Annotated in this window: 20 protein-coding genes and 1 pseudogene; 10 read left to right on the top strand and 11 right to left on the bottom strand. The window is 70.1% G+C overall.

Annotated elements, in window-relative coordinates; translation table 11 throughout:
• Positions 1-34: 34 nt before the first annotated feature.
• The 7 genes from purT to MKD50_RS27305 all read right to left on the bottom strand — a co-directional run bounded on the left by purT (position 35) and on the right by MKD50_RS27305 (position 7,283).
• A complete protein-coding gene (purT, locus tag MKD50_RS27275; RefSeq protein ID WP_252669492.1) occupies positions 35-1,240 on the bottom strand; it encodes a formate-dependent phosphoribosylglycinamide formyltransferase in 1,206 nt (401 codons plus the stop codon).
• 71 nt (positions 1,241-1,311) lie between these two features.
• The gene (locus MKD50_RS27280) at positions 1,312-1,791 is read right to left on the bottom strand and encodes a hypothetical protein (protein ID WP_252669494.1); all 480 of its coding nucleotides are present in this window, start codon (positions 1,789-1,791) and stop codon (positions 1,312-1,314) included.
• Positions 1,792-1,946: 155 nt separating this feature from the next.
• On the bottom strand, positions 1,947-3,191 hold the full coding sequence (locus MKD50_RS27285) for an MFS transporter (RefSeq protein ID WP_115703152.1): 1,245 nt from the start codon (positions 3,189-3,191) through the stop codon (positions 1,947-1,949).
• Between the two features lie 201 nt (positions 3,192-3,392).
• Positions 3,393-4,406: a Bug family tripartite tricarboxylate transporter substrate binding protein gene (locus MKD50_RS27290; protein WP_252669497.1), complete on the bottom strand. Its 1,014-nt coding sequence runs from the start codon at positions 4,404-4,406 to the stop codon at positions 3,393-3,395.
• 89 nt (positions 4,407-4,495) lie between these two features.
• Positions 4,496-5,260, bottom strand: a complete 765-nt coding sequence (locus tag MKD50_RS27295) for a crotonase/enoyl-CoA hydratase family protein (protein ID WP_240074567.1) — start codon at positions 5,258-5,260, stop codon at positions 4,496-4,498.
• 27 nt (positions 5,261-5,287) lie between these two features.
• The gene (locus tag MKD50_RS27300; protein ID WP_252669499.1) at positions 5,288-6,052 is read right to left on the bottom strand and encodes an SDR family NAD(P)-dependent oxidoreductase; all 765 of its coding nucleotides are present in this window, start codon (positions 6,050-6,052) and stop codon (positions 5,288-5,290) included.
• 52 nt (positions 6,053-6,104) lie between these two features.
• Positions 6,105-7,283 (bottom strand): thiolase family protein, encoded by a 1,179-nt coding sequence (locus MKD50_RS27305; protein WP_252669501.1) that lies wholly within the window; start codon positions 7,281-7,283, stop codon positions 6,105-6,107.
• A 216-nt stretch (positions 7,284-7,499) separates the two neighbouring features.
• On the opposite strand from MKD50_RS27305, the gene MKD50_RS27310 reads away from it, so the two are divergent.
• Entirely contained in the window at positions 7,500-8,315 is an 816-nt protein-coding gene (locus MKD50_RS27310) for an IclR family transcriptional regulator (protein ID WP_252669503.1), read from the top strand.
• A gap of 27 nt (positions 8,316-8,342) precedes the next feature.
• Here the strand turns inward: MKD50_RS27310 and MKD50_RS27315 are convergent, their stop codons facing one another.
• Positions 8,343-9,140 (bottom strand): crotonase/enoyl-CoA hydratase family protein, encoded by a 798-nt coding sequence (locus MKD50_RS27315; RefSeq protein WP_115703146.1) that lies wholly within the window; start codon positions 9,138-9,140, stop codon positions 8,343-8,345.
• 276 nt (positions 9,141-9,416) lie between these two features.
• Between MKD50_RS27315 and MKD50_RS27320 the strand changes: the two are divergent.
• A pseudogene (locus tag MKD50_RS27320) lies at positions 9,417-9,650 on the top strand (PQQ-dependent dehydrogenase, methanol/ethanol family); the annotation flags it as partial.
• Between the two features lie 42 nt (positions 9,651-9,692).
• Here the strand turns inward: MKD50_RS27320 and MKD50_RS27325 are convergent.
• Positions 9,693-10,685, bottom strand: coding sequence for a tripartite tricarboxylate transporter substrate-binding protein (locus tag MKD50_RS27325; RefSeq protein ID WP_252669505.1), 993 nt, complete (start codon positions 10,683-10,685; stop codon positions 9,693-9,695).
• Positions 10,686-10,714: 29 nt separating this feature from the next.
• Positions 10,715-12,142, bottom strand: a complete 1,428-nt coding sequence (locus tag MKD50_RS27330; RefSeq protein WP_252669507.1) for an amidase — start codon at positions 12,140-12,142, stop codon at positions 10,715-10,717.
• Between the two features lie 379 nt (positions 12,143-12,521).
• Between MKD50_RS27330 and MKD50_RS27335 the strand changes: the two genes are divergently transcribed.
• The 6 genes from MKD50_RS27335 to MKD50_RS27360 are packed head-to-tail and all read left to right on the top strand — an operon-like array spanning position 12,522 to position 18,382.
• Positions 12,522-15,338 (top strand): monovalent cation/H+ antiporter subunit A, encoded by a 2,817-nt coding sequence (locus tag MKD50_RS27335; RefSeq protein ID WP_252669509.1) that lies wholly within the window; start codon positions 12,522-12,524, stop codon positions 15,336-15,338.
• A complete protein-coding gene (locus tag MKD50_RS27340) occupies positions 15,338-15,724 on the top strand; it encodes a Na+/H+ antiporter subunit C (protein ID WP_115703141.1) in 387 nt (128 codons plus the stop codon). The genes MKD50_RS27335 and MKD50_RS27340 overlap by 1 nt, the downstream gene beginning before the upstream one ends.
• Positions 15,721-17,262 carry a monovalent cation/H+ antiporter subunit D gene (locus MKD50_RS27345; RefSeq protein WP_252669511.1) on the top strand — a complete coding sequence of 514 codons (1,542 nt, stop codon included), beginning with the start codon at positions 15,721-15,723 and terminating at the stop codon, positions 17,260-17,262. Before MKD50_RS27340 ends, MKD50_RS27345 begins: the two co-directional genes overlap by 4 nt.
• Positions 17,263-17,265: 3 nt before the next feature.
• A complete protein-coding gene (locus MKD50_RS27350) occupies positions 17,266-17,769 on the top strand; it encodes a Na+/H+ antiporter subunit E (protein ID WP_240074560.1) in 504 nt (167 codons plus the stop codon).
• Positions 17,754-18,026 carry a K+/H+ antiporter subunit F gene (locus MKD50_RS27355; protein ID WP_025586311.1) on the top strand — a complete coding sequence of 91 codons (273 nt, stop codon included), beginning with the start codon at positions 17,754-17,756 and terminating at the stop codon, positions 18,024-18,026. Before MKD50_RS27350 ends, MKD50_RS27355 begins: the two co-directional genes overlap by 16 nt.
• 11 nt (positions 18,027-18,037) lie before the next feature.
• Positions 18,038-18,382 (top strand): Na+/H+ antiporter subunit G, encoded by a 345-nt coding sequence (locus MKD50_RS27360; RefSeq protein WP_062799472.1) that lies wholly within the window; start codon positions 18,038-18,040, stop codon positions 18,380-18,382.
• Between the two features lie 31 nt (positions 18,383-18,413).
• Here the strand turns inward: MKD50_RS27360 and MKD50_RS27365 are convergent, their stop codons facing one another.
• Positions 18,414-19,283, bottom strand: coding sequence for a DUF72 domain-containing protein (locus tag MKD50_RS27365; RefSeq protein ID WP_252669513.1), 870 nt, complete (start codon positions 19,281-19,283; stop codon positions 18,414-18,416).
• Between the two features lie 299 nt (positions 19,284-19,582).
• Here MKD50_RS27365 and MKD50_RS27370 point away from each other — a divergent pair, with 299 nt between their 5' ends.
• Both MKD50_RS27370 and MKD50_RS27375 read left to right on the top strand, forming a co-directional pair.
• Positions 19,583-20,404: a class I SAM-dependent methyltransferase gene (locus tag MKD50_RS27370; protein ID WP_252669515.1), complete on the top strand. Its 822-nt coding sequence runs from the start codon at positions 19,583-19,585 to the stop codon at positions 20,402-20,404.
• A gap of 119 nt (positions 20,405-20,523) precedes the next feature.
• Positions 20,524-22,242, top strand: coding sequence for a c-type cytochrome (locus tag MKD50_RS27375; protein WP_252669517.1), 1,719 nt, complete (start codon positions 20,524-20,526; stop codon positions 22,240-22,242).
• Positions 22,243-22,246: the final 4 nt, after the last annotated feature.

Genomic DNA, 22,246 nt, shown 5'->3' on the forward strand with positions numbered 1-22,246 from the left:
TAGTGGGATGTAGCGGGATGCAGGTAGCCGCGGCTCAGCCCACTGCGCGCGGGCGCACGCGGCTGGCGGCTTCCTTGGCGCGCGTGCGCGCGGTGTCGATGTCGTCGGCATAGGCCAGCGCCACGCCCATGCGGCGGCGGGCGAAGCTCTCGGGCTTGCCGAACAGCCGCACCTCGGTCTGCGGCACGCGCAAGGCCTGGTCGACGCCGTCGAAGACCACGCCCTGCGCTTCCACGCCGCCGTAGATCACGGCGCTGGCGCCGGGGCTGCGCAGCGTGGTGTCGACCGGCAGGCCAAGGATGGCACGCGCATGCAGCTCGAACTCGGTCTGCCACTGCGTGGCCATGGTGACCATGCCGGTGTCGTGCGGGCGCGGGCTGACCTCGCTGAACCAGACCTGTTCGCCCTTGACGAACAGCTCGACGCCGAACAGGCCCATGCCGCCCAGGTCGGCGGTGACCGCCTGCGCGATGCGCTGCGCGCTGGCCAGCGCGGCGGGATGCATGGGTTGCGGCTGCCAGCTCTCGACATAGTCGCCGCTGACCTGCACGTGGCCGATCGGCGCGCAGAACTGCGTTTCGACCTGCCCGCTGGCGCCGATGGCACGAACGGTCAGCAGCGTGATCTCGTAGTCGAAATCGATAAAGCCCTCGACGATCACGCGGCCGTGGCTGACGCGGCCGCCGGCCATGGCGTAGTCCCACGCCGCCTTGACGCCTTCGGGCCCGTCGATCTTGCTCTGGCCCTTGCCGGAGCTGCTCATCACCGGCTTGACCACGCACGGGTAGCCGATGCCGCCGTCGATGGCGGCCTGCAGTTCTTCCAGCGAATCGCAGAACTTGTACGGGCTGGTGGGCAGGCCGAGCGATTCGGCGGCGAGCCGGCGGATGCCTTCGCGGTCCATGGTCAGGCGCGCGGCGCGGGCGGTGGGAATCACGCGCACGGTGCCGGCGGCTTCCAGTGTTTCCAGCATCGGCGTGGCGATGGCCTCGATCTCGGGCACCACCAGGTGCGGCTTCTCGGCTTCGATCAGGGCCTTGAGCTGGTCCGGGTCGCTCATCGCGATGGTGCGGGCGTGATGCGCGACCTGCTGGCCGGGAGCGTTGTCGTAGCGGTCGACCGCAATCGTCTCCACGCCCAGGCGCTGCAGCGCGATCAGCACCTCCTTGCCGAGTTCGCCGGAGCCGAGCAGCATCACTTTGGTGGCGGAGGGGGAGAGGGGCGTTCCGAGGGTGGTCATGGCGGCGGGGCGGCGAGGCGCAGGGAAAACCGAGATTGTACGTGCTGCCGCGCGTGCTGGCGCCGCCGGGCCTAGTCTTCGGCGTCGCGCGAGCCGGCGGGGCGCCGCGCCGCCTGGTCCTTGCGGTCGGCCGCCTCGGCCTCGGCCGGGCTGGAGGCGACACCGTACATGCCGTGGCGCGGCGTGCCCGGGGGCAGGTTGCCGAGATCGGTCGGTTGATAGGGATGCGGGCCCGGCGGCGGCTGCGAGGTATCGCTGGACGGATGGGCTCTGCCGGTCAGCTTCTCGTCGCGGGTCACGCTGTGGCCGCCGTAGTGGTAGTCGGTCAGCGAGCCTTCATGCGCGGGCGCCGACGGGGCCGGCGCGCCGGAGATATCGGTCACGCGGACCGGAATCGACGGATAGACCTGCTGGGCGCCGGCGATCGCCATCTCGGGCGAGTCGAACTCGCCGTCGAGCCGCTCCGGCGCGCCGTGGCCGGTGCGCATTTCCAGATGCCAGCGGCCGTCTTCCGGGCCGCACACCAGGATTTCCTGTTCGGTCGAGGTCATGGGGCCTCCTTGGGTCTGGGCGTTGCGTCTCTGCGCACACAGGCAGGAACCGTTCCAGCGGCGCGCCCGCGTCGTACCGGCCTGTGCGGTTGCCGCGTGCCGCCAGATTTACAACCTGCGCCGATTCTTACCGCTGGCGCGGGGCACTGGACGGCTCAGGACGTCGCCATCAACGGCGGCCGCGGCCGCGTCGCCACCGCGAAAGCGATCTGCGCGAGCCCCGCCGCCAGCCCCAGCGCCACCCCGGCCTGCCAGGCCACGGTATAGGAGCCGAGCGCGTCATAGACCAGCCCGCCGCCGAAGGCGCCGACAAAGCTGCCGATCTGGTGGCTGAAGAAGGCCACGCCGCCCAGCATCGCCTGCCAGCGCAGGCCGAAGGTCTCGGCGATCCAGCCCGACACCAGCGGCGCCACCCCGAGCCACAGGAAGCCCATCACCGCGGCGAACACCAGCGTGCTCTGCGGCGTCGGTGCCGACGAGAAGTACCAGGTCAGCGCCAGCGAACGCAGCGTATAGATGCCGCCCAGCAGCATCAGCTTGTTGTAGCGGCCGCCGGCCCAGCCAAAGAAGATGCTGCCCAGCACGTTGAAGCCGCCGATCACGCCCAGCGCCTCGGCGCTGAGCATCGGGTCCATGCCGCACACGTCGAGATACGACGGCAGGTGCGTGGTCAGGAACACCAGCTGCATGCCGCAGACAAAGTACGCCAGCGCCATCACCACGAACGGCGCGTGGCGCAGCGCGGTGCCCAGCGCCTGGCGCGCGCTGTCCTGGCCGATGCCCGCCGGCGCCGCCAGCGGCAGCCGGTCGACGCGCCCGGCCGACCACGCCGCCGGCAGCATGACCAGCGCCAGCAGCACGAAGGCCGCCAGCCCGGTGCGCCAGCCGTAGGCCTGCGTCACCATCTGCCCGATCGGCGCCGCCAGCAGCGCGCCCAGCGAGCCCGCGCCCGACACCAGCCCCAGCACCGTGCTGCGCAGCGCCGCCGGCACCGGCCGCGCCGCCACCGCCATCGCCAGCGCGCTGCCGGTGCAGGCCATCGACGCGCCGATGGCCACGCCCGCGCCCAGCGTGACGCCAACCAGGCTGTGCGCGGTCGCCAGCAGCACCAGTCCAATCACGTACAGCAGCGAGCCCGCCATCATCAGCGGACGGAAGCCGATGCGCGTGGCCCAGGCGCCGGCGAGCGGCTGCAGCAGGCCCCAGGCGAGGTTCTGCACAGCGATGGCGACGGTGAAATCCGACACCGAGATGCCGATGTCGCGCGTCAGCGGCGGCATGAAGATGCCCAGGCTCTGGCGCAGGCCCATGGCCAGGCTCAGCATCACTGAAGCGCCGAGCAGGATCGGCAGCGCCGGGCGCAGGCCTGCATAGCGGGAAGGGGCGGGGGAGAGGGGCACGGTGGGTCTCGTCGCGGGGTTATCGTTATCGTTGTGGACCCCGGGCGCCTTTCATGTCTGCAATGTCTGGAATTTAAGCGGGCACTGAATATACCGCAGGGTAAGGCGAGGGTATGCCGCGCTACCCGGCCGTGTCAATTTGGCTTTGGGCCGGGCCGCCTTCCGCTTTGGCGAAGGCGGCCCGGCGCGGTCACTACTGGATCAGTCCAGGCTGACCTTCGACGCGCGGATGGTCTCGCCCCAGCGCTGGATCTCGCCGCGCACCAGCGCGGCGAACTTCGGCTGCGGCTCGCCGCCGGCAACGCCGCCCATGTCGCGCAAGCGCGCCACCACCTCGGGATCGCGCATGGCCTTGCCCAGCGCCTCCTGCAGCGCCGCGGCCACCGCCGGCGGGGTCTTGGCCGGGGCGAAGAAGCCCAGCCAGCCCATCACCACGAAGTCCTTGACGCCGGCTTGCGCCATGGTGGGCACGTCGGGCAGCGCGGGCAGGCGCTCGGCGCTGGTCACGGCGAGCGCGCGCAGCTTGCCGGCGCGGATCTGCGGCAGCGCCTGCGTCAGGTTGTCGAACATGAAGGTGGTTTCGCCCGCCAGCACGGAGGTGGTGGCAGGCGTCGAGCCCTTGTACGGCACGTGGATGACCTCGATGTCGGTGCGCAGCCGGAACAGTTCCGCGGTCAGGTGGGTGGTCTGGCCAATGCCGGCCGAGGCATAGGAATACTTGCCCGGCGACTGCTTGAGCTGCGCCACCAGCTCGGCCACGCTGCGCGCCGGTGCCTGCGCGCCGACCACCAGCACATTGGCGAACGAGATCAGGTCGGTCAGCGGCAGGAAATCCTGCGGCTGGTAGGACAGCTGCTTGTAGGCGCTGTAGTTGATGGCATGCGAGCCGGTATTGCCGACCAGCAGCGTGTAGCCGTCCGGCGCCGCGCGCATGAAGGCCTGCGTGCCGATGATGCCGCCGCTGCCGGGCTTGTTATCGACCACCACCGGCTGGCCCAGCATGGCCGACAGCTTCTGCGCCACCAGCCGGGTCGGGATATCGGTGGTGCCGCCGGGCGCGCCGGGCACGATGATGGTGATGGGCCGCTCTGGCCAGGCGGCGGCATGCGCGGCCGCGGGGGCCATGCAGGGCAGCGCCGCGGCGGTGGCCAGCAGCAGTGCTGCGCTGCCATGGGCCAGCGATGGGAACAGCGATGCGGGCAGCTTGGGTGTCATGGGTCTCCTCCACGTATGTTTATGGGCTGCTTGGCAAGGCAAGAACGGCCGGCTTGCGGCCGGCCGTTCTCAGGTCAGGTGCGGGCGTTTCACTTGCCCGTCCACACCGGTTTGCGCTTCTCGGCGAAGGCGGCGGCGCCCTCGCGCGCGTCGGCGGAAGTAAAGACCGGGTCGATCAGCGGCTTCTGCTTCACGAACATGTCCTCGCGGGTCCAGTCGCCGGACTGCGCCACTACCTGCTTGCTGGCGGCAATGGCCAGCGGCCCGTTGGCGCCGACCGCGTCGGCCAGCTGCAGCGCGGCGTCGAGCGCGCCGCCGGCATCGGTCAGGCGGTTGACCAGGCCCAGCTCGTAGGCGCGCTCGGCCGGCAGCATGTCGCCGGTCAGCGCGTATTCCATCGCCACGTGATAGGGCACGCGGCGCGGCAGGCGGATCAGGCCGCCGGCGGCGGCGGCCAGGCCGCGCTTGACCTCGGGCAGGCCGAACCTGGCGCCGCGCGAGGCCACCACCAGGTCGCATGCCAGCACCAGCTCGAAGCCGCCGGCGAGCGCATAGCCCTCGACCGCGGCAATCAGCACCTTGCGCGGCGGCTGCTCGGTCACGCCGCCGAAGCCGCGACCGGGAATACTCGGGCGCTTGCCGGCCAGGAAGCCCTTCAGGTCCATGCCGGAGCAGAACGTGCCGCCAGCGCCGGTCAGCACCGCCAGGCTCAGGTCGTCGCGCGCATCGAGTTCATCCAGCGCGGCGGCAATCGCCGTGGCAGTCTCGAAGTCCATCGCGTTGCGGGCCTCGGGGCGGTTGATGGTCAGCACCATCACGTTGCCGCGGATTTCCTTCAGCAGGGTATCGCTCATGAGTTGTCTCCTGTCTGGTCGGCCGGTTCAGCGCGGTGCCATGCGGATGGCGCCGTCCAGGCGGATGGTCTCGCCGTTGAGCATGGGGTTCTCGAGGATGTGCAGCGCGGTCGAGGCGTATTCGTCGGGCGCGCCCAGGCGCGCCGGGTGCGGCACCATGGCGCCGAGCGAGACGCGCACGTTCTCCGGCAGCTTGGCCAGCAGCGGGGTGTCGAACAGCCCCGGGGCGATGGTGCAGACGCGGATCGCGCGTTGCGCCAGGTCGCGCGCGGCCACCAGCGTCATGCCGACGATGCCGGCCTTGGCCGAGGCATAGGGAATCTGGCCGATCTGGCCCTCGTAGGCGGCCACCGACGCGGTCAGCACGCAGGCGCCGCGTTCGCCGTCGACCAGCTCGTTCCTGGCCATGCGCGCGGCGCCCAGGCGCAGCGCGTTGAAGGTGCCGATCAGGTTGATGCGCACGATCGACTCGTACTTCTCCAGCGAGCCCGGCGAGCCGTCCTTCTCGACCACGCGCACCGGGCCGCCCAGGCCGGCGCAATGGACCAGCGCGCGCAGCGGCGCAACGGCCTCGGCGGCGTCGTAGACCGCGTTCATCTGGTCGGTGTCGGTCACGTCGGCCTTGACGAAGCGGACCTTGCCGCCGAACTCGTCGACCACGGCGTTGCCGCGCTCTTCCGACAGGTCGGCGATGACCACGTCGACGCCGCGCTCCACCAGGCGCCGCACGCAGGCCAGGCCCAGGCCGGAAGCGCCGCCGGTGACGACGGCGGACATGTTGGTCAGTTTCATGGTGAGTCTCCTTGATGGGGGATCGGGATGGCGGAATGGGGCAGGGCGCCGCTTACAGGCGCTCGATGATGGTGGCGTTGGCCATGCCGCCGGCTTCGCACATCGACTGCAGGCCATAGCGCTGGCCGCTGTCTTCCAGCGCATGCAGCATGGTGGTCATCAGCCGCACGCCCGAGGCGCCCAGCGGATGGCCCAGCGCGATCGCGCCGCCGCGCGGGTTCAGGCGCGCCGGGTCGGCGCCGAGCGCGCGCTGCCAGGCCAGCGGCACGCAGGCAAAGGCTTCGTTGATTTCGTAGTGGTCGATCTGCTCCAGCTTCAGGCCGCTCTTCTTGATGGCACGCTGGCTGGCGGGGATAGGGGCGGTCAGCATCGCGATCGGATCGTCGCCGCAGACGTCGAACGCGACGAAGCGCGCGCGCGGCTTCAAACCCAGGCGCTGCGCCATCGCCTCGCTCATCAGCAGCATCGCGGCGGCGCCGTCGCTGATCTGCGAGGCATTGCCGGCGGTGACGTTCCAGCCGATCTGCGGGAAGCGCGCGCTCAGCTCGTCATTGCGGAACGACGCCTGCAGCGTGCCCAGCTTCTCCACCGAGGTGCCCGGACGGATGGTCTCGTCGTGCTCGACCACGCCGTTGGGGGTGCTGATGCCCACGATCTCGCGGCGGAACGCGCCGCTTGCGCGCGCGGCGGCGGCCAGTTCGTGCGAGCGGGCCGAGTAGCTGTCCATCTGCTCGCGCGACAGCTCGTACCTGGCGGCGACCAGCTCGGCCGCCACGCCCTGCGACACCAGGCCGGGCGCATAGCGCGCTTCCATCGACGGGCCATACGGGTTCTGGCCGATGCGCGCCGAACCCATCGGCACCCGGCTCATCGACTCGATGCCACAGGCGATGACGATGTCATAGGCGCCGGCCATGATGCCCTGCGCGGCGAAGTGCACCGCCTGCTGGCTGGAGCCGCACTTGCGGTCGATGGTGGTGGCCGGCACGTGCTCGGGGAACCCCGCCGCCAGCCACGCCACCCGGCCGGGGCCGGCGGACTGCTCGCCCGCCTGTGTCACGCAGCCGGTGATGACGTCGTCGACCAGCCCGGGATCAAGCTGGTTGCGCTCGACCAGCGCCTTGAGCACCTGCGCCAGCAGTTCGGTGGCATGGAGTTCGGTAAAGGCCGAGCCCGGCTTGGAGCGGCCCATCGGGCTGCGGATGGCGTCGACGATGACGGCTTGTTGCATGCGAAGTCTCCTGAGAAAGCTGAGCGTTGCGAGTCGTGCTAGGGATATTGAGACGTCTGTATCGAAAAGTGATCGTCCGATACGATGAATTGGGATTCTGGCGTCGGAAAACCGCCATGTAAACGTTAAAAGCCTGGTTTGACTTTCGAAAAGGCGAAGGGCAACATCCGGGTTTTGAGACACGAGTATCAAAAAACTCCAGATCCAGGCCCTGCGATGACTAATGCTCCACATGCCTCCGTGGCCCCCGCATCCGCCGACGCCGACGGCGAGGCGCGCCTTGTCAGCGCGTTGGCGCGCGGTGTTTCGATCCTCAACTGCTTTTCGCCGACGGTGCAGGAACTGAGCAGCCGGGAACTGATGGAACGCACCGGGCTGGCAAAACCGACCCTGTTCCGGCTGCTCGACACGCTGTGCGGGCTGGGCCTGCTGCATTACTCGGAACGGCTGTCGCGCTATGTGCCCGGCGTCGGGCTGATCAACCTGGCGGCGCCGGCGCTGGCGCGCATGACCATCCGCCAGCTGGCGCGGCCGGCGATGCAGGAGCTCGCCGACCATATTGCCGGGCAGGTCGAGCTGATCGTCGGCAGCGGCCATGCGCTGACCTATGTCGAGATCGCGCAGGGCGTCGGCAGCCATGTGTTCCGGCCAGAGGTGGGCACGCGCGTGTCGGCCACGCGCACCGGCTCGGGCCGCGCGTACCTGCTGCGCCTGGACGAGTCCGAGCGCGAGGCCTACCTGGCCCAGCTGCGCGCCACCGACCCGCCGCGCGCCGACTGGCTGCAGGCGCGCCTGGCCGATGCCGCGCGCGACCTGCAGGAGCACGGCTTCTGCCGCGGCCATCGCGACCTGCACCGCGAAGTGGAATCGGTGGCCGTGCCGCTGCGCACGCGCCGCGACGGCGAGGCGTGGATCTTCGCCGCGTCGGTGCCGGTGTTCAGCCAGCAGAGCAAGCAACTGGAGGAAGATATCGGCCCGCGCCTGGTCAGCCTGGTGCGCAATGTCGAAGGCGCGCTGGGCGTGGCAGGCTAGGGCCGCCACGGCGTTTCAGCTGTCGCTTCAGTTCCCGGTAAACACCGGCGTGCGCTTGTCGAGGAAGGCCTGCACCGCTTCGCGGTGGTCGGCGGTCTGGTGCGACAGCGCCTGGAAGCCGGCCGATAGTTCCAGCAGCGTATCCAGCCGGGTATGCATGGCTTCGCGCATCAGGCGCTTGGCCAGCCGCACCGCGTGCGGCGGATTGGCGGCGATGCGGCCGGCCAGTTCATAGGCCGTGGGCAGCAGCGCGTCGGGCGCCACCACGCGCGACACCAGGTTCCATTCGAGCGCCAGCCTGGCGTCGATCGGCTGGCCGGTGAAGGTCATCTCGGCCGCCCGCGACAGGCCGATCACGCGCGGCAGCAGCCACGCGCCGCCATCGCCGGGAATGATGCCCAGCTTGACGAAGGACTCGGCGAACTGCGCGCGTTCCGAGGCAATGCGGATATCGCACATGCAGGCCAGGTCCAGCCCCGCGCCCATGGCCGCGCCGTTGACCGCCGCGATCACCGGCACTTCCAGGTTGAACAGCGCCAGCGGCAGGCGCTGGATGCCGCGGCGGTAGTCCTGGCGGATCTCCATGCCCGGCACCGTGCCTGAGGCCTGGCGCTCCATGTCCTTGATGTTGCCGCCCGACGAGAACGCCGTGCCGGCGCCGGTGATCACCACCGCGCGCACGCTGCGGTCGGCATGGATGCGCTCGATCGCCGCCAGGAACTCCGCCACCGCGGTATTGCCGGTAAGCGGGTTGCGCCGCTCGGGCTCGTTCATGGTCAGGGTGACGATGTGGTCCTGCTGTGCGTAGAGAAGAAACTGGCTCATGTCGGGGGCTCCGGGTAGGAATGCGGGGGTCTGTCCTGGGGCCAAGGCTAAGCGACGGTGGTCAGCAGCGTCCAATATTCATTTCTTGCAGGTCGATATCCGCTGGATATTGATGGCGGTGACCCGGCCGTGCCAGCGGCTTCGCGTTAGCCCAAGGTCGACCGTGCGCTCCGCTATCGCGGCTGCTGCGACGTGGTCAACCGCGGCGTGGCGCTGTACCAGGGCAAGGTGTTCGTCGCCGCCTACGATGGCCGACTGATCGCGCTCGACGCCGCCATCGACCGCACCAACGGCAAGTTCATCTCGGCAAAGAACTTCGTCGACGTCAAGCGGGCCACCGGTTACGACGCCGGCGGCCGCCCGATCGAACGGCCCGAGGCGCGGGCCGCCGACAAGGCCTATGACTCGATCCCCGGCCCGTACGGCGCGCATAACCGGCATCCGATGTCGTTCAACCCGCAGACCGGGCTGGTCTACCTGCCGGCGCAGCACGTGCCGCTCAACCTGATGGTGCGGCCCAGGCCCTGAGCATGGCCGAGGGCCGCGCGGGGTTCAGTCCTCGGCCTGGAAGCCGGTCGCCTCGACGATCGGCTTCCACGCGGCGCGCTCGATCTGGATGCGGCGGCGGCCCTCCTGCCCGGGGCGCGCCACCACTTCCAGGCCCAGCGCCTCCAGCTTCGCCGCGGTGGCGGGGTTGGCCGATGCGGCCAGGAACATCTTCTCCACCTGCGCCAGCACGTCCGGCTGGGTGCCGGCGGGCACGAACACGCCGTACCAGCTGGTGGCGTGCTCATACTGGCTGAAGCCCTGTTCCTTCATGGTGGGCACCTCGGGCAGCGCCTTGGCGCGGCGCGCGCCGCTGACGCCGAGGAAGCGCAGCTTGCCGCCCTTGTACAACGGCATCATGCTGGCCACCGCGTCCCAGCCGATCGACACATTGCCGCTGACCACGTCGACCAGCATCGGCGACGCCCCGCGGTACGCCGCCGGCGTGATGGCGATGCCTTCGGCCTTGCCCAGCGCCACCGTGCCCAGATGGCCGGCGCTGCCGATGGTGGCCAGGCCGAGGCTGGCGTTGCCGGGGTTGCGCCTGGCCCAGCCGACATACTCCTTCATGTTCTGGTACGGCTGCTGCACGCCGGTCATGACCGCGGTCGGCACGTCGGTCAGCACCGCCGCGGGCAACAGGTCCTTGTCGGCGTCGTACGACAGTTTCTTGTAGGTCAGCGGGAAGATGGTGAACAGCGGCGATGGGCCGATGAACACGGTCTTGCCGTCCGGCCTGGCGCGCTTCACGTAGTCGAGCGCAAGCCGCGCCGAGGCGCCGGGGCGGTTCTCGACCACCACGGTGCCGTGGCCGTCCTGGCGCAACTGCTCGGCATACAGGCGCGCCAGGCTGTCGGCGGCGCCGCCAGGGGCATAGCCGACGATGATATGCATCGGCTCGGGCTCGGCCGCGTTGGCTGGCGCGGCAACGGCAAGGGCGGTGGCGGCGGCAGCGGCCAGCGCCAGCAAGCGGCGCTTCGGTCGGAAGAATGGGGTCATGGCAGTCGGCAGGTCATGGGGTAAGGTGGTCAGGGCAGGGCGGGCCAGTGGCCGGTGAAGTCGTGGACGGCTTCGAACAGGGCGGCGGCGCGCAGCAGCGCGGCATCGCCGCGGATTCGTCCCACCAGCTGCAGGCCGACCGGCAGGCCGTCCTGGCCAAAGCCGCACGGCAGGCTGATGGCGGGATGGCCGGTCAGGTTGAACGGCATGGTCCACGGGAACCAGCTTGCGCGCACATCGGGGCAGGCCTGGCCGTCGATCTCGATCTGGCCGAACAGGTCCTGCTCCAGCGGCAGCGCGGTGCGCGTGAGCGTGGGCATGGCGAGCCAGTCGGCATCCGCCAGCAGCGCCTGCACGCGCAGAAACAGCTGGGAGCGCGCGAACATGGCCTGCTGGTATTCCACCGCGGTGAACGCGGCGGCGGATTCGACCTGGCGCACGAAGGTGGGGCTCAGCGCGTCGCGGTGCTGCGCCACGATCGGCGCAAAGCGCGTGCGCCATACCGTATGGTTGATGGTGCGCCAGACCGGCTCGATGTCGAAGCCATCGCCGCTGAACGGCTCCAGTTCCGCGCCGAGCCCGCGCAGCTGCGCCAGGCTGACCTCGAACGCGCGCGCCACGTCGGCGGCCACCGGCCGCCCCGGCGGCGCCAGGCAACAGCGGATGCGGCGGCCGCGCAGATCGCCGTGCGGCCGCGCGGCGTCGACGTAGTCGGGCACGGGCACGCCGATCGACCACGGATCGCAGGCGTGCTCGCCGGCCATGGCCTGCAGCATCAGGCCGGTGTCCGCCACCGTGCGCGTGGTCGGGGTCACGTAGGTCTGGTTGCCGAACAGGTCCTGGGCCTGGCTGTGCGGCACCACGCCCTGGCTTTGCTTGATCCCGACCACGCCATTGCACGCGGCCGGGATGCGGGTCGAGCCGCCGCCGTCGGTGGCCACCGCCAGCGGGGCGATGCCGCTCGCCACCGCCACCGCCGCGCCGCCGCTGGAGCCGCCGCTGGTGCGCCCGGCGTGCCAGGCATTGCGGGTGCGGCCGAACAGCGGCGCATCGGTCAGGCACTTGGAGCCGAATTCCGGCGTGGTGGTCTTGCCGACCAGGATCGCGCCCTGCGCGCGCAGCCGCGCCACCGCCACGGCGTCTTCGGCGGGCACGTGGTCGCGCATCGGCACTGCGCCAAAGGTGGTGCGCACGCCCGCGGTGTTGACGATGTCCTTCACCGTGAAGGGAATGCCGTGCAGCGCGCCCAGCGGCGCGCCGGACATCAGCTGCGCTTCGGCCGCGCGCGCCGCGGCCATGGCCTCGTCCGCGCACAGCGTGATCAGGCAGTTCAGCGCGGGCTGCAGCCGGGCCGCGCGCTCCAGCACGGCCGCGGTCAGCTCGACCGGTGAAATCTCCTTGCGCCGGATGCGCTGCTGCAGTTCGGCTGCGCTGGCAAGGCAAAGCGCGTCGCTCATGGGTGGTGGCTCCGGAAGGTTGGGGACGTGGGGCGCGGTGGTTCCGCCATCTTACAACTTGCTGTGCGGGCCTCTCGCATGGCAGCCCGGATGACCTGGCGCGGGTGCGGCCTGCCTATCGCGACACGCCTCCGGTTCCTTGCGCGATACGATGATTTTTTTTGCAAATCGCGCCAATTGACTGGCACAGCCGGCGCAATGCCGGCAGAATCCGGACAGTAGCGGCCGCAATCGCCCACCGAGATCTGCCACATCATGACCACCGCCCCGACACTCCGACTCCGACACTGCGCCCCACCGGCGACCCGGCTGACCCTGCGCCGCAAGGCCGGCTGTCACCTGCCGGCCCCTGGCCCCGGCAACGGCTGAAGGGGCGCGCATGGCGCTGCCGCTGCTGATTGCGCTGCCGCTGCTGGCCGCGGCGCTGGCGTGGCTGATCGGCACGCGTGCCCCGCGGCTGCTGGCGCCGGTCATCATCGGCCTGCCGCTGGCCGCGCTGATGCTGCTGCTGAGCCTGCGCGGCGAGGTCTTCGCGCAGCCGGGGCACGCGCTGGGCTGGCGCGTGGCGTGGCTGCCCGCGCTCGGGCTGGACCTGTCGCTGCGCCTCGACGGGCTCGCCTTCCTGTTCGCGCTGCTGGTGCTGGGCGTGGGCCTGCTGGTGATCCTGTATGCGCGCTACTACCTGGCGCGCAATGAGTCGGCGGTGCGCTTCTTCTGCCTGCTGCTGCTGTTCATGGCGGCGATGCTGGGCGTGGTGCTGGCGGGCAACCTGCTGTTGCTGGTGGTGTTCTGGGAGCTGACCAGCATCCTGTCGTTCCTGCTGATCGGCTTCTGGTCGTGGCGCGCCGATGCGCGCCAGGGCGCGCGCATGGCGCTGGCGGTGACCGGCGGCGGCGGGCTGGCGCTGCTGGCGGGGGTGCTGCTGCTGGGCCATATCTGCGGCAGCTTCGAGCTGTCGGTGGTGCTGGCGCAGGCCGGCAAGGTCCAGCACCACCCGCTGTACCTGCCGATGCTGGTGCTGGTGCTGCTGGCGGTGTTCACCAAGTCGGCCCAGTTTCCGTTCAGCTTCTGGCTGCCGCACGCGATGGCCGCGCCCACGCCGGTCTCGGCCTACCTGCACTCGGCCACCATGGTCAAGGCTGGCGTGTTCCTGCTGGCGCGGCTCTATCCGGTGCTGGACGGCACCAACAGCTGGTTCTACCTGGTCAGCATGACGGGGCTGGCCACGCTGATCGTCGGCGCCGGCCTGGCGCTGCTGCAGCGGGACCTGAAGGGCCTGCTGGCGTATTCCACCATCAGCCACCTGGGGCTGATCACGCTGCTGTTCGGCCTCGATACCCAGCTCAGCACGGTGGCGGCGATCTTCCACATCATCAACCACGCGGTGTTCAAGGCTTCGCTGTTCATGGCCGCCGGCATCATCGACCATGAAACCGGCACGCGCGACCTGGACCGCCTGCGTGGCCTGGCCCGCTATATGCCGCATACCGCGGTGCTGGCGATCGTGGCGTCGCTGTCGATGGCGGGCGTGCCGCTGTTCAACGGCTTCCTCAGCAAGGAAATGTTCTTCGGCGAGACCCTGGCGCAGGGGCTGCTGGGCGAGTTCAACTGGGTGATCCCGGCCGCGGCGACCATGGCCGGCGCGCTGACCATGGCGTACTCGCTGCGCTTTATCTACGGCGTGTTCTTCGGCGGGGGCCGGCCCGACCTGCCCAACTATCCGCCGCACGAGCCGCCGCGCTTCATGAAGGTGCCGGTGGAATTCCTGGTGGTGATCTGCCTGGTGGTCGGGCTGGTGCCGGCCTACACCGTCGGCGACCTGCTCGCGGCCGCGTCGCTGGCGACGCTGCGCGCGCCGCTGCCAGAATACAGCCTGAACCTGTGGCACGGGGTCAACCTGCCGCTGATGATGAGCCTGGTGTCGATGGCGGGCGGCGCGACCCTGTTCTTCCTGCGCCGCGACGCGCTGCGGCGCTGGCAGCAGGCGATCGAGCACCTGAGCGCGCGGCGCTCGTTCGAACACGGCATGCGCGCGCTGGAACGCTTTGCCGCAGCGGTCACGCGCTGGCTCGAAGACGGCTCGCTGCCAACCTATATCGCCTGGATGCTGCTGGCGATGCTGGCGCTGCCGGCCTATTTCCTGGCCGACCTGGCGGCGCTGTCCGGCAGCGTGCCGGCCGGCGCCATCGATCCGATCGGCACCGCCACGCTGGCCTTGCTGGCGTTGTGCGCGATCGCCGTGGTGGCGACGCACCGGCAGCGGCTGCTGGCGCTGGTGCTGCTGAGCGGCTGCGGGCTGATGGTGTCGCTGGTCTTCCTGCGCTTCTCGGCGCCCGACCTGGCGCTGACCCAGATCTCGGTCGAGGTGGTGACCATCCTGCTGCTGGTGCTGGCGCTGTTCTACCTGCCGCGCGAAACTCACGACAACCCGCACCACCGCCCGCGCGCCGGCCGCCGCGTGCGCGACGCCGTGCTGGCGCTGGGCGGCGGCACGCTGCTGGCAGTGGCGGCCTACGCGGTGATGACGCGGCCGTATGACCCGGTGTCGACGTTCTACGTCGAGCAGGCGGTGCCGGGTGGCGGCGGGCACAACGTGGTCAACGTGCTGCTGGTCGACTTCCGCGGCTTCGACACGCTCGGCGAGATCTGCGTGCTGCTGGTCGCCGGGCTGGCGGTGCAGGCCCTGCTCAGGGGCATGCGCCTGCCGACCCCGTCGGCGGCGCCGGATGGCCTGCCGTGGACCAGCCAGGCGCATCCGCTGCTGCTGGCGATGCTGGCGCGGCTGATGCTGCCGCTGACGCTGCTGGTGGCGGCCTTTATCCTGCTGCGCGGGCACAACCAGCCGGGCGGTGGCTTCATCGCGGCGCTGATCACTTCGGTGGCGCTGCTGCTGCAATACGTCGCCAACGGCGTGCGCTGGACCGAAGCGCGCATCGCGCCGGATTACCGCGCCATCGCCGGCGCCGGCATCCTGCTGGCGGGGCTGACCGGCCTGGGCAGCCTGGCCTTCGGCCATCCGTTCCTGACCACCGCCTTCGGCCACTTCCACCTGCCCGGCATCGGCGAGGTGGAGCTGGCCACCGCCATGATCTTCGACCTGGGAGTGTTCTGCACCGTGACCGGAACCACGCTGGTGATCGTGTCTCACCTGGGCGTCCGCAATCTGCCGCCGGCACAGGCCACGGAGGACGACTGATGGCCGCGCTCTACGCCATCGCCATCGGCATCCTGACCGCCGCGGGCATCTACCTGCTGCTGCGCGAGCGCGTGTTCACGGTGGTGCTGGGGCTGACGCTGCTGTCGTATGCGGTCAGCCTGTTCCTGCTCGGCATGGGGCGCCTGTCGATCGGCCAGCCGCCGGTGATCGCGCCGGGAGCCAGCTATGCCGATCCGCTGCCGCAGGCACTGGTGCTGACCGCCATCGTCATTGCTTTCGGCATGACCGCGTTCGCGGTGGTGCTGGCGCTGCGCTCGCTCGGGCTGACCGGCAGCGACCATGTCGACGCCGCCGGCCAGCCGGAGTCGCGCGACGGCCACGCCGCCGCGGGCGGCAACGCTGGTGACAAGGAGCCGCGGCCATGAACCATGCCGTGCTGCTGCCCATCCTGGTCCCGATGTTCGCCGGCGCGCTGCTGACGGCGATGCCGGCCCAGCGGCTGCACGCGCAGCGCCTGGCCAGCGCGGTGGCGACTCTGCTGCTGGTGCCGGTGGCGGTGCTGCTGCTGCGCCATGCGGCCGGCGGCGATATCGCGGTCTATGCCATGGGCAACTGGAGCGCGCCGTTCGGCATCGTGCTGCAGCTGGACCGCACCGGCGCGATGATGCTGGCGCTGACCGCGCTGCTGGCGGTGGCCGCGCTGGCCGCGGCGGGCGAGGGCACGGCGCGCCAGGGGCGGCATTTCCACGCGCTGTTCCAGTTCCAGCTGATGGGCCTGAACGGCGCGTTCCTGGCGGGCGACCTGTTCAACCTGTTCGTCTTCTTCGAGATCCTGCTGATCGCTTCCTACGCGCTGCTGGTGCACGGGGCAGGGCGCGCGCGCGTCGGCGCCGGCCTGCACTACGTGATGCTGAACCTGGTGGCGTCGTCGTTCTTCCTGGTCGCGATCGGCGTGCTGTACGGGCTCTCAGGCACGCTCAACATGGCGCACCTGGGCCTGCGCCTGGCCGGGCTGCCGGCGCAGGACCTGCCGCTGGCGGTGGCCGCGGGCGCGATGCTGATGCTGGTGTTCGGGCTCAAGGCGGCGCTGTTCCCGCTGTACTTCTGGCTGCCGCGCGCCTATGCCAGCGCAACCGGGCCGGTGGCGGCGCTGTTCGCCATCATGACCAAGGTCGGCATCTATGCCATGCTGCGTTGCGATGCGCTGATCTTCGGCGGCGCGCAGGGGCTGCTGGGGCCGTTCCTGCACGACTGGGTGTTCGCGCTGGCGCTGGCCACGCTGGCGGTCGGGGCGCTGGGCGCGCTGGCCGCGAAGGCGCTGCGCGCCACCACCAGCTACCTGGTGGTGGCGTCGGTCGGGCTGCTGGCGGCGTGCGTGTCGATGCAAAGCCAGGCCGGCTGGGCCGCGGCGCTGTACTATCTGCTCAGCACCACGCTGTGCACCGCCGCGCTGTTCCTGCTGGCCGATGCGCTCGAGCCCGAAGCCGCGCGCACCGACGGCGCGCCGGTCATTGCCTCGCGCCTGGCGGGGCTGCTGTACCTGGTGGGCATGGTCGCGGCGGTGGGCCTGCCGCCGCTGTCGGGCTTCCTCGGCAAGGCCATGATCCTGCGCGCCACGCCGGCGCCGTGGATGCCGGTGCTGTGGCCGGCGGTGCTGGGCTCGAGCCTGCTGCTGCTGATCGCCGTGTCGCGTACCGGCACGCGGCTGTTGTGGCGCCTGCCGCATGAGGCGCAGCGCGTCGCCGAAGGCCCCGAATACCTGGACGAAGACCATCCCGGCGCGGCGCGCCTGCGGGTGCGGCCCGACGCGCGCAAGCTGGCCTGCTGCATGCTGCTGCTGGCGGGCAACCTGGCGCTGACCGTCGGCGCGGGTCCGGTCAGCGATTACGTGGCGGACGCCGCCGCGCAACTGCTGGACCGCGCCGCCTATCTGCGGGCGGTGCTGCCCGGCGCGCGGGGGTAGGCCATGTTGCGTCGTCTGCTGCCCCATCCCTGGCTGAGCCTGATCCTGATGCTGATGTGGCTGATGCTGGCGCAGAGCATTGCGTTGGGCCACTGGCTGCTGGGCGCGGCGCTGGGCTGGGCCATCGGCCGGCTGGCCGACCGCTGGCTGGTGCTGGGGGCTTTCCGCCTGTCGCGCCCGGACCTGATCCTGCGCCTGAGCTGCCATGTGCTGATCGATATCGTCAAGGCCAACCTGGAAGTGGCGGTGATGGTGCTGGGACGCACCGCGCGGCTGCGCCCGGCATTTATCGTGGTGCCGCTCGATGTCGAGCATGAACTCGCCACCACCGCGCTGATCAGCATCGTCTCGCTCAGCCCCGGCACGCTGTGCGCCGAACTGAGCGACGACCGCCGCGCCTTGCTGGTCCATGTGCTCGACCTCGAGGAAGAAGCCGCGCTGGTCGAGCTGATCAAGTCGCGCTATGAAGCCCCGCTCAAGGAGATCTTCCAATGCTTGCCATCGTGATTCCGGTCTGCCTGGCCATCCTTGGCCTGGCCTTCCTGCTGACGCTGGGCCGGCTGCTGCGCGGGCCCAGCCTGCCTGATCGCATCGTCGCGCTCGACACGCTCAACATCAACGCCATCGCGCTGATCGTGGTGCTGGGCATCAGCCTGGACTCGGCGGTGTTCTTCGAGGCGGCGCTGCTGATTGCGGTGATGGGCTTCGTCGCCACCGTAGCGCTGTCGAAATACCTGCAGCGCGGCGATATCATCGAATATTAGGAGGCCGGCCCATGCTGCATCCCGTTGCCGAATTCATCGTCTGCGCGCTGCTGCTGGTGGGCAGCGTGTTCATGCTGGTGGGGGCCATCGGCCTGTTCCGGCTGCCGGATTTCTTCATGCGCCTGCATGGACCGACCAAGTCGACCACGCTGGGCGTGGGCGGCGTGGTGCTGGCCTCGGTAGCGTATTTCAGCTTCCGCGGCGACGCCACCCTGCATGAGCTGCTGGTGACCGCGTTCCTGTTTTTGACGGCGCCGATCAGCGCCCATATGCTGGCCAAGGCGGCGCTGCAGCGGCAACTGCCGGTAGACCCGCGCACGCGCGGCAGCGGCTGGATGCCGCGCATCCGCGATTGAGCGGAGCCCGCCGCCAGCGCGGTATCGCTGCCTATTTCTCCTCGATGCGCGCACGCAGCCGCTGCGCATCGAACGGGGCCTTGACCTTCTTGTCGTTATCGAAATAGCAGAAGATGTCCCGATGCGCGGCGGCGCGGGGGCGTTTCGGCGAGATCCGGCGGGCGTCCGCGGGCTCGCCGCCATTGGCCCACTTGACCAGCCGCGCGGCCCAGCGGTCCAGTGCCGCGTCGGAATAGGCGCCGCCATACAGCGTCTCGGTGCCATGCAGGCGCAGGTACAGGAAATTGCTGGTGACGTCCTCGGCATAGGGCCAGTCTGCGACGGCATCCGAGATGACCAGCGCAACCCGGTGCCGGCGCAGCAGGGCCGGGAACTCGGGCGTGCAGAAGCTGGCGTGGCGGATTTCCACCGCATGCCGGATCGGGCGCCGGCGCCGGGTCTCGCACCACGGCTCCCTGACGTTGCGGTTGTGCTGGCGCGCCAGCTCGCGGGCGCTGTGCGTATCGTGCGGGATCAGGGACAGGAAGCGTTCCATGCGCTCGGGATCGAAGCCGAAGTTGGGCGGAAACTGCCACAGCACCGGCCCCAGCTTTTCCTCCAGCGCCAGCAAGCCGGAGGCAAAGAAATTGGCCATCGCCGGCCGCGCCGAGTCGTCGCGAAAGCGCAGCATGTGGGTCAGGTAGCGCGGGCCCTTGACGCTGAAGACAAAGCCTGGCGGCGTGGCCTCATGCCAGGCGCGATAGCTTTTCGGCGTCTGCAGCGCGTAGTGCGAGCCGTTGATCTCGATGGTCTCGACCGCGCGCGACGCGTATTCGAGCTCGCGCCGCTGCGCCAGCCCCTCGGGATAGAACACGCCGCGCCAGCCGGCATAGCGCCAGCCTGAGATGCCGATCCGGATCATCGGGATGCCCTGGTCTGTACTTTTTGCAATCGACGGCGCCACGGTTCATGCGATGACCCCGAAGTTCCGTCGCGGGAGTCTGACGAGGCCATTCTCGCAAGATTCGCGCCTTGCGCAGACATGCGCATTTACCCCATTTCAATACGATCACGGCGTCTTTTGACGCCGTTTTTATGTCGAAGTCCCTATCGAGCAAGACGTTCTGGCAGGCCCGGTTTACATTCGCGGCGATGTGTCCTACACCCAGTCAGGCGACCCCGGCGACTTCGCGGCCGGGCAGGCAAGGGGAGGACGGCGCCATGGGCATGCAGCAGCAGGACAAGGTCTTTGCCGGGGCGATTGCCGAGGTCTACGAGGCCCTGATGGTGCCGATGATCTTTGCGCCCTATGCCGCCGACCTGGGGCGGCGCATCGCCGCGCTGCGGCCGCACCGGGTGCTGGAGCTGGCCGCCGGCACCGGAGCGCTGACGCGGGAGCTGGCCGAGCGCCTGCCGGCGGACACCCTGGTGGTCGCCACCGACCTCAATGCACCGATGCTGGCGCGCGCGCAAGCCGCGGGCACCGCGCGCCCGGTGCAATGGCGCGAGGCCGACGCGATGCAGCTGCCGTTCGACGACGCCAGCTTCGACCTGGTCGCGTGCCAGTTCGGCGCGATGTTCTTCCCCGACAAGGGCAGGGCCTTCGCCGAGGCCCGCCGCGTGCTGGTGCCAGGCGGCACGCTGGTGTTCAACGTGTGGGACCGGATCGCGTTCAACGCCTTTGCCCGCGATATCACCGCGGCGCTCGCCACGCTTTTCCCCGAGGCGCCGCCCGATTTCATGGTGCGCATCCCGCACGGTTACCACAGCCAGGCCGCCGTCGAGCAGGACCTGCGCAGCGGCGGGTTCACGGCCGGCGCGGTATTCGAGACCGTCACCGAAACCAGCCACGCAGCCACCGCGCGCATCGCCGCCACGGCGTTCTGCCAGGGCACGCCGCTGCGCACCGAGCTGGAAGCGCGCGGGCCGGACGCCCTGGCGCGCGCGACCGAACACTGCGAGCGGGCGCTGGTCCGGGCCTACGGCAACGGGCCGCTGGCCGGCCCGATGCAGGCGCACGTGGTCATGGTCGCCGCGCCCTGAAGCCCCGTGCGGGCCCTTCACGGCCCTGCACGGGGGGTGCGCAAATCGCCGCGTGCACCGATACTGTCGTCACAGGCATCCGCCAGGCTTCACGACGACCGCAACCTCGGGCACATGGCATGGACCCCTTGATCATTTCCGCATCGGTGGCCTTGGGCATCGGACTGGCGATCGGGCTGGAGCGCTTGCTTTCCCTTGGCCTGCTGCTGGGCCTGCTGCTGTGCCTGCTGTCAGGATGCGATTTCCTGCGCGGCTATGCGGAAGGCGAATCCGCCGTGATGCGGGACTTCCGCGCCGGCAGCGCCCATGCCGATGCCGATGCCGCCATCGGCGCGATGCGCTTCGTCTTCGACGATTTCGGCGGCCTCAGCACGGACACGCTGGAAACCAATGCACTGCCGTGGAAGCTGGCCACCGCGGCGCTGCTGGTCGCGGGCAATCCCGATGCACCGGTCACGCCGGAGCGCCTGCGCCGGGCACTGCGCGAATTCGGCTTTGTCTATCCCGACGCGGTCCTCAACTGGCCTGGCGCACAGCAACCCCGCTTCGACAAGCCGCTGGGCGTGGTCAGCGGCATGATCGGCCGCGAGGTGCCCACGATCCGGCTGGAGGTATCCAACCTGGGCTGTGCCGCCTGCCATGCCGGCGTCACCTACGGCGCCGACGGGCATCCCGAACACAACATCTGGCTCGGGCTGCCGAATACCTCGCTCAACCTCGATGCCTTCGTCGCCGCGGTCTATCAGGCGGTCAAGCGCGTCCGCGCCGATCCGCAGGCGCTGCTGGCGGCCGTCACGCAGCTCTATCCCGACACCAGCGCGCAGGAGCTGCATACGCTGCGCAAGTTCGTCTGGCCGCGGCTGGTCAGGCGCGTGGCCGAACTGGAGGCGAACGGCGATGCGCCGCTGCCGTTCAGCAACGGGGCGCCCGGCAGCACCAACGGCGTCGCCGCGCTCAAGTTCCAGTTCCACCTGCTGGCCGCCGGCACTGCGGCCAGCGGCGCCACCTCGATCCCGGAACTGGGCCAGCGCAGCCTGCGCACCTCGCTGCTGTATGACGGCGTCTATGCCGGCAAGGGTACGGCGCGTTTCGGCCCGGCCTCGCCCGAGGCGACCGGCGATGCCGCGCGCCTCGCGCCGATCGTCGCCTTCTTTACCGTGCCGACCATGGGCATGCCGCCCGCCCGCGCCGGCCGCGCGATTGCGCCGGTGGCAGACGTCATGCGCTTCCTGGCGGACTACACGCCGCCGCCATTCCCAGGGCCGATCGACCTGGCCCGCGCCGCGCGCGGCCGTGCCGTCTACGCCGCCAACTGCGCGCAATGCCACGGCCGCTACAGCGACGATGCGCAACGCCCGCGTCTGCTGAGCTTCCCCAACCGGCTAGTTGCGCAGGCCGACCTCGGCACCGACCCGACGCGCTGGCAAGCCATCGATGCGGACCTGTTGCGTGCGATCGCGCGCTCCGAGCTCGGCAGGCATATCGACGCCGCCAACACCGGCGGCTATGTCGCGCCGATCCTGTCCGGGCTGTGGGCGACGGCGCCCTACCTGCATAACGGCTCGGTGCCGACGCTGTGGCACCTGATGCATCCGCAGGCGCGGCCCGCGCGCTTCTGGGTGGGCGGACATGCGCTTGACTACCGCAAGCTGGGCATTGCCGGGCAGCCAGATGCGCAACGTGACTGGGCCTATCCCGCGGGCTACCAGCCGTGGTCCGCGCCGATGCGCTACGACACCGCGACGGCCGGGCGCAGCAACCGCGGCCATGAGCGGGAGTTTTCGACGCTGGCGGAAGACGACAAGGACGCGCTGCTGGAATTCCTGAAACTGCTCTAGGCCG

The organism is Cupriavidus mimosae (assembly GCF_023952485.1).
GTDB classification, from domain to species: Bacteria; Pseudomonadota; Gammaproteobacteria; order Burkholderiales; family Burkholderiaceae; genus Cupriavidus; species Cupriavidus taiwanensis_C.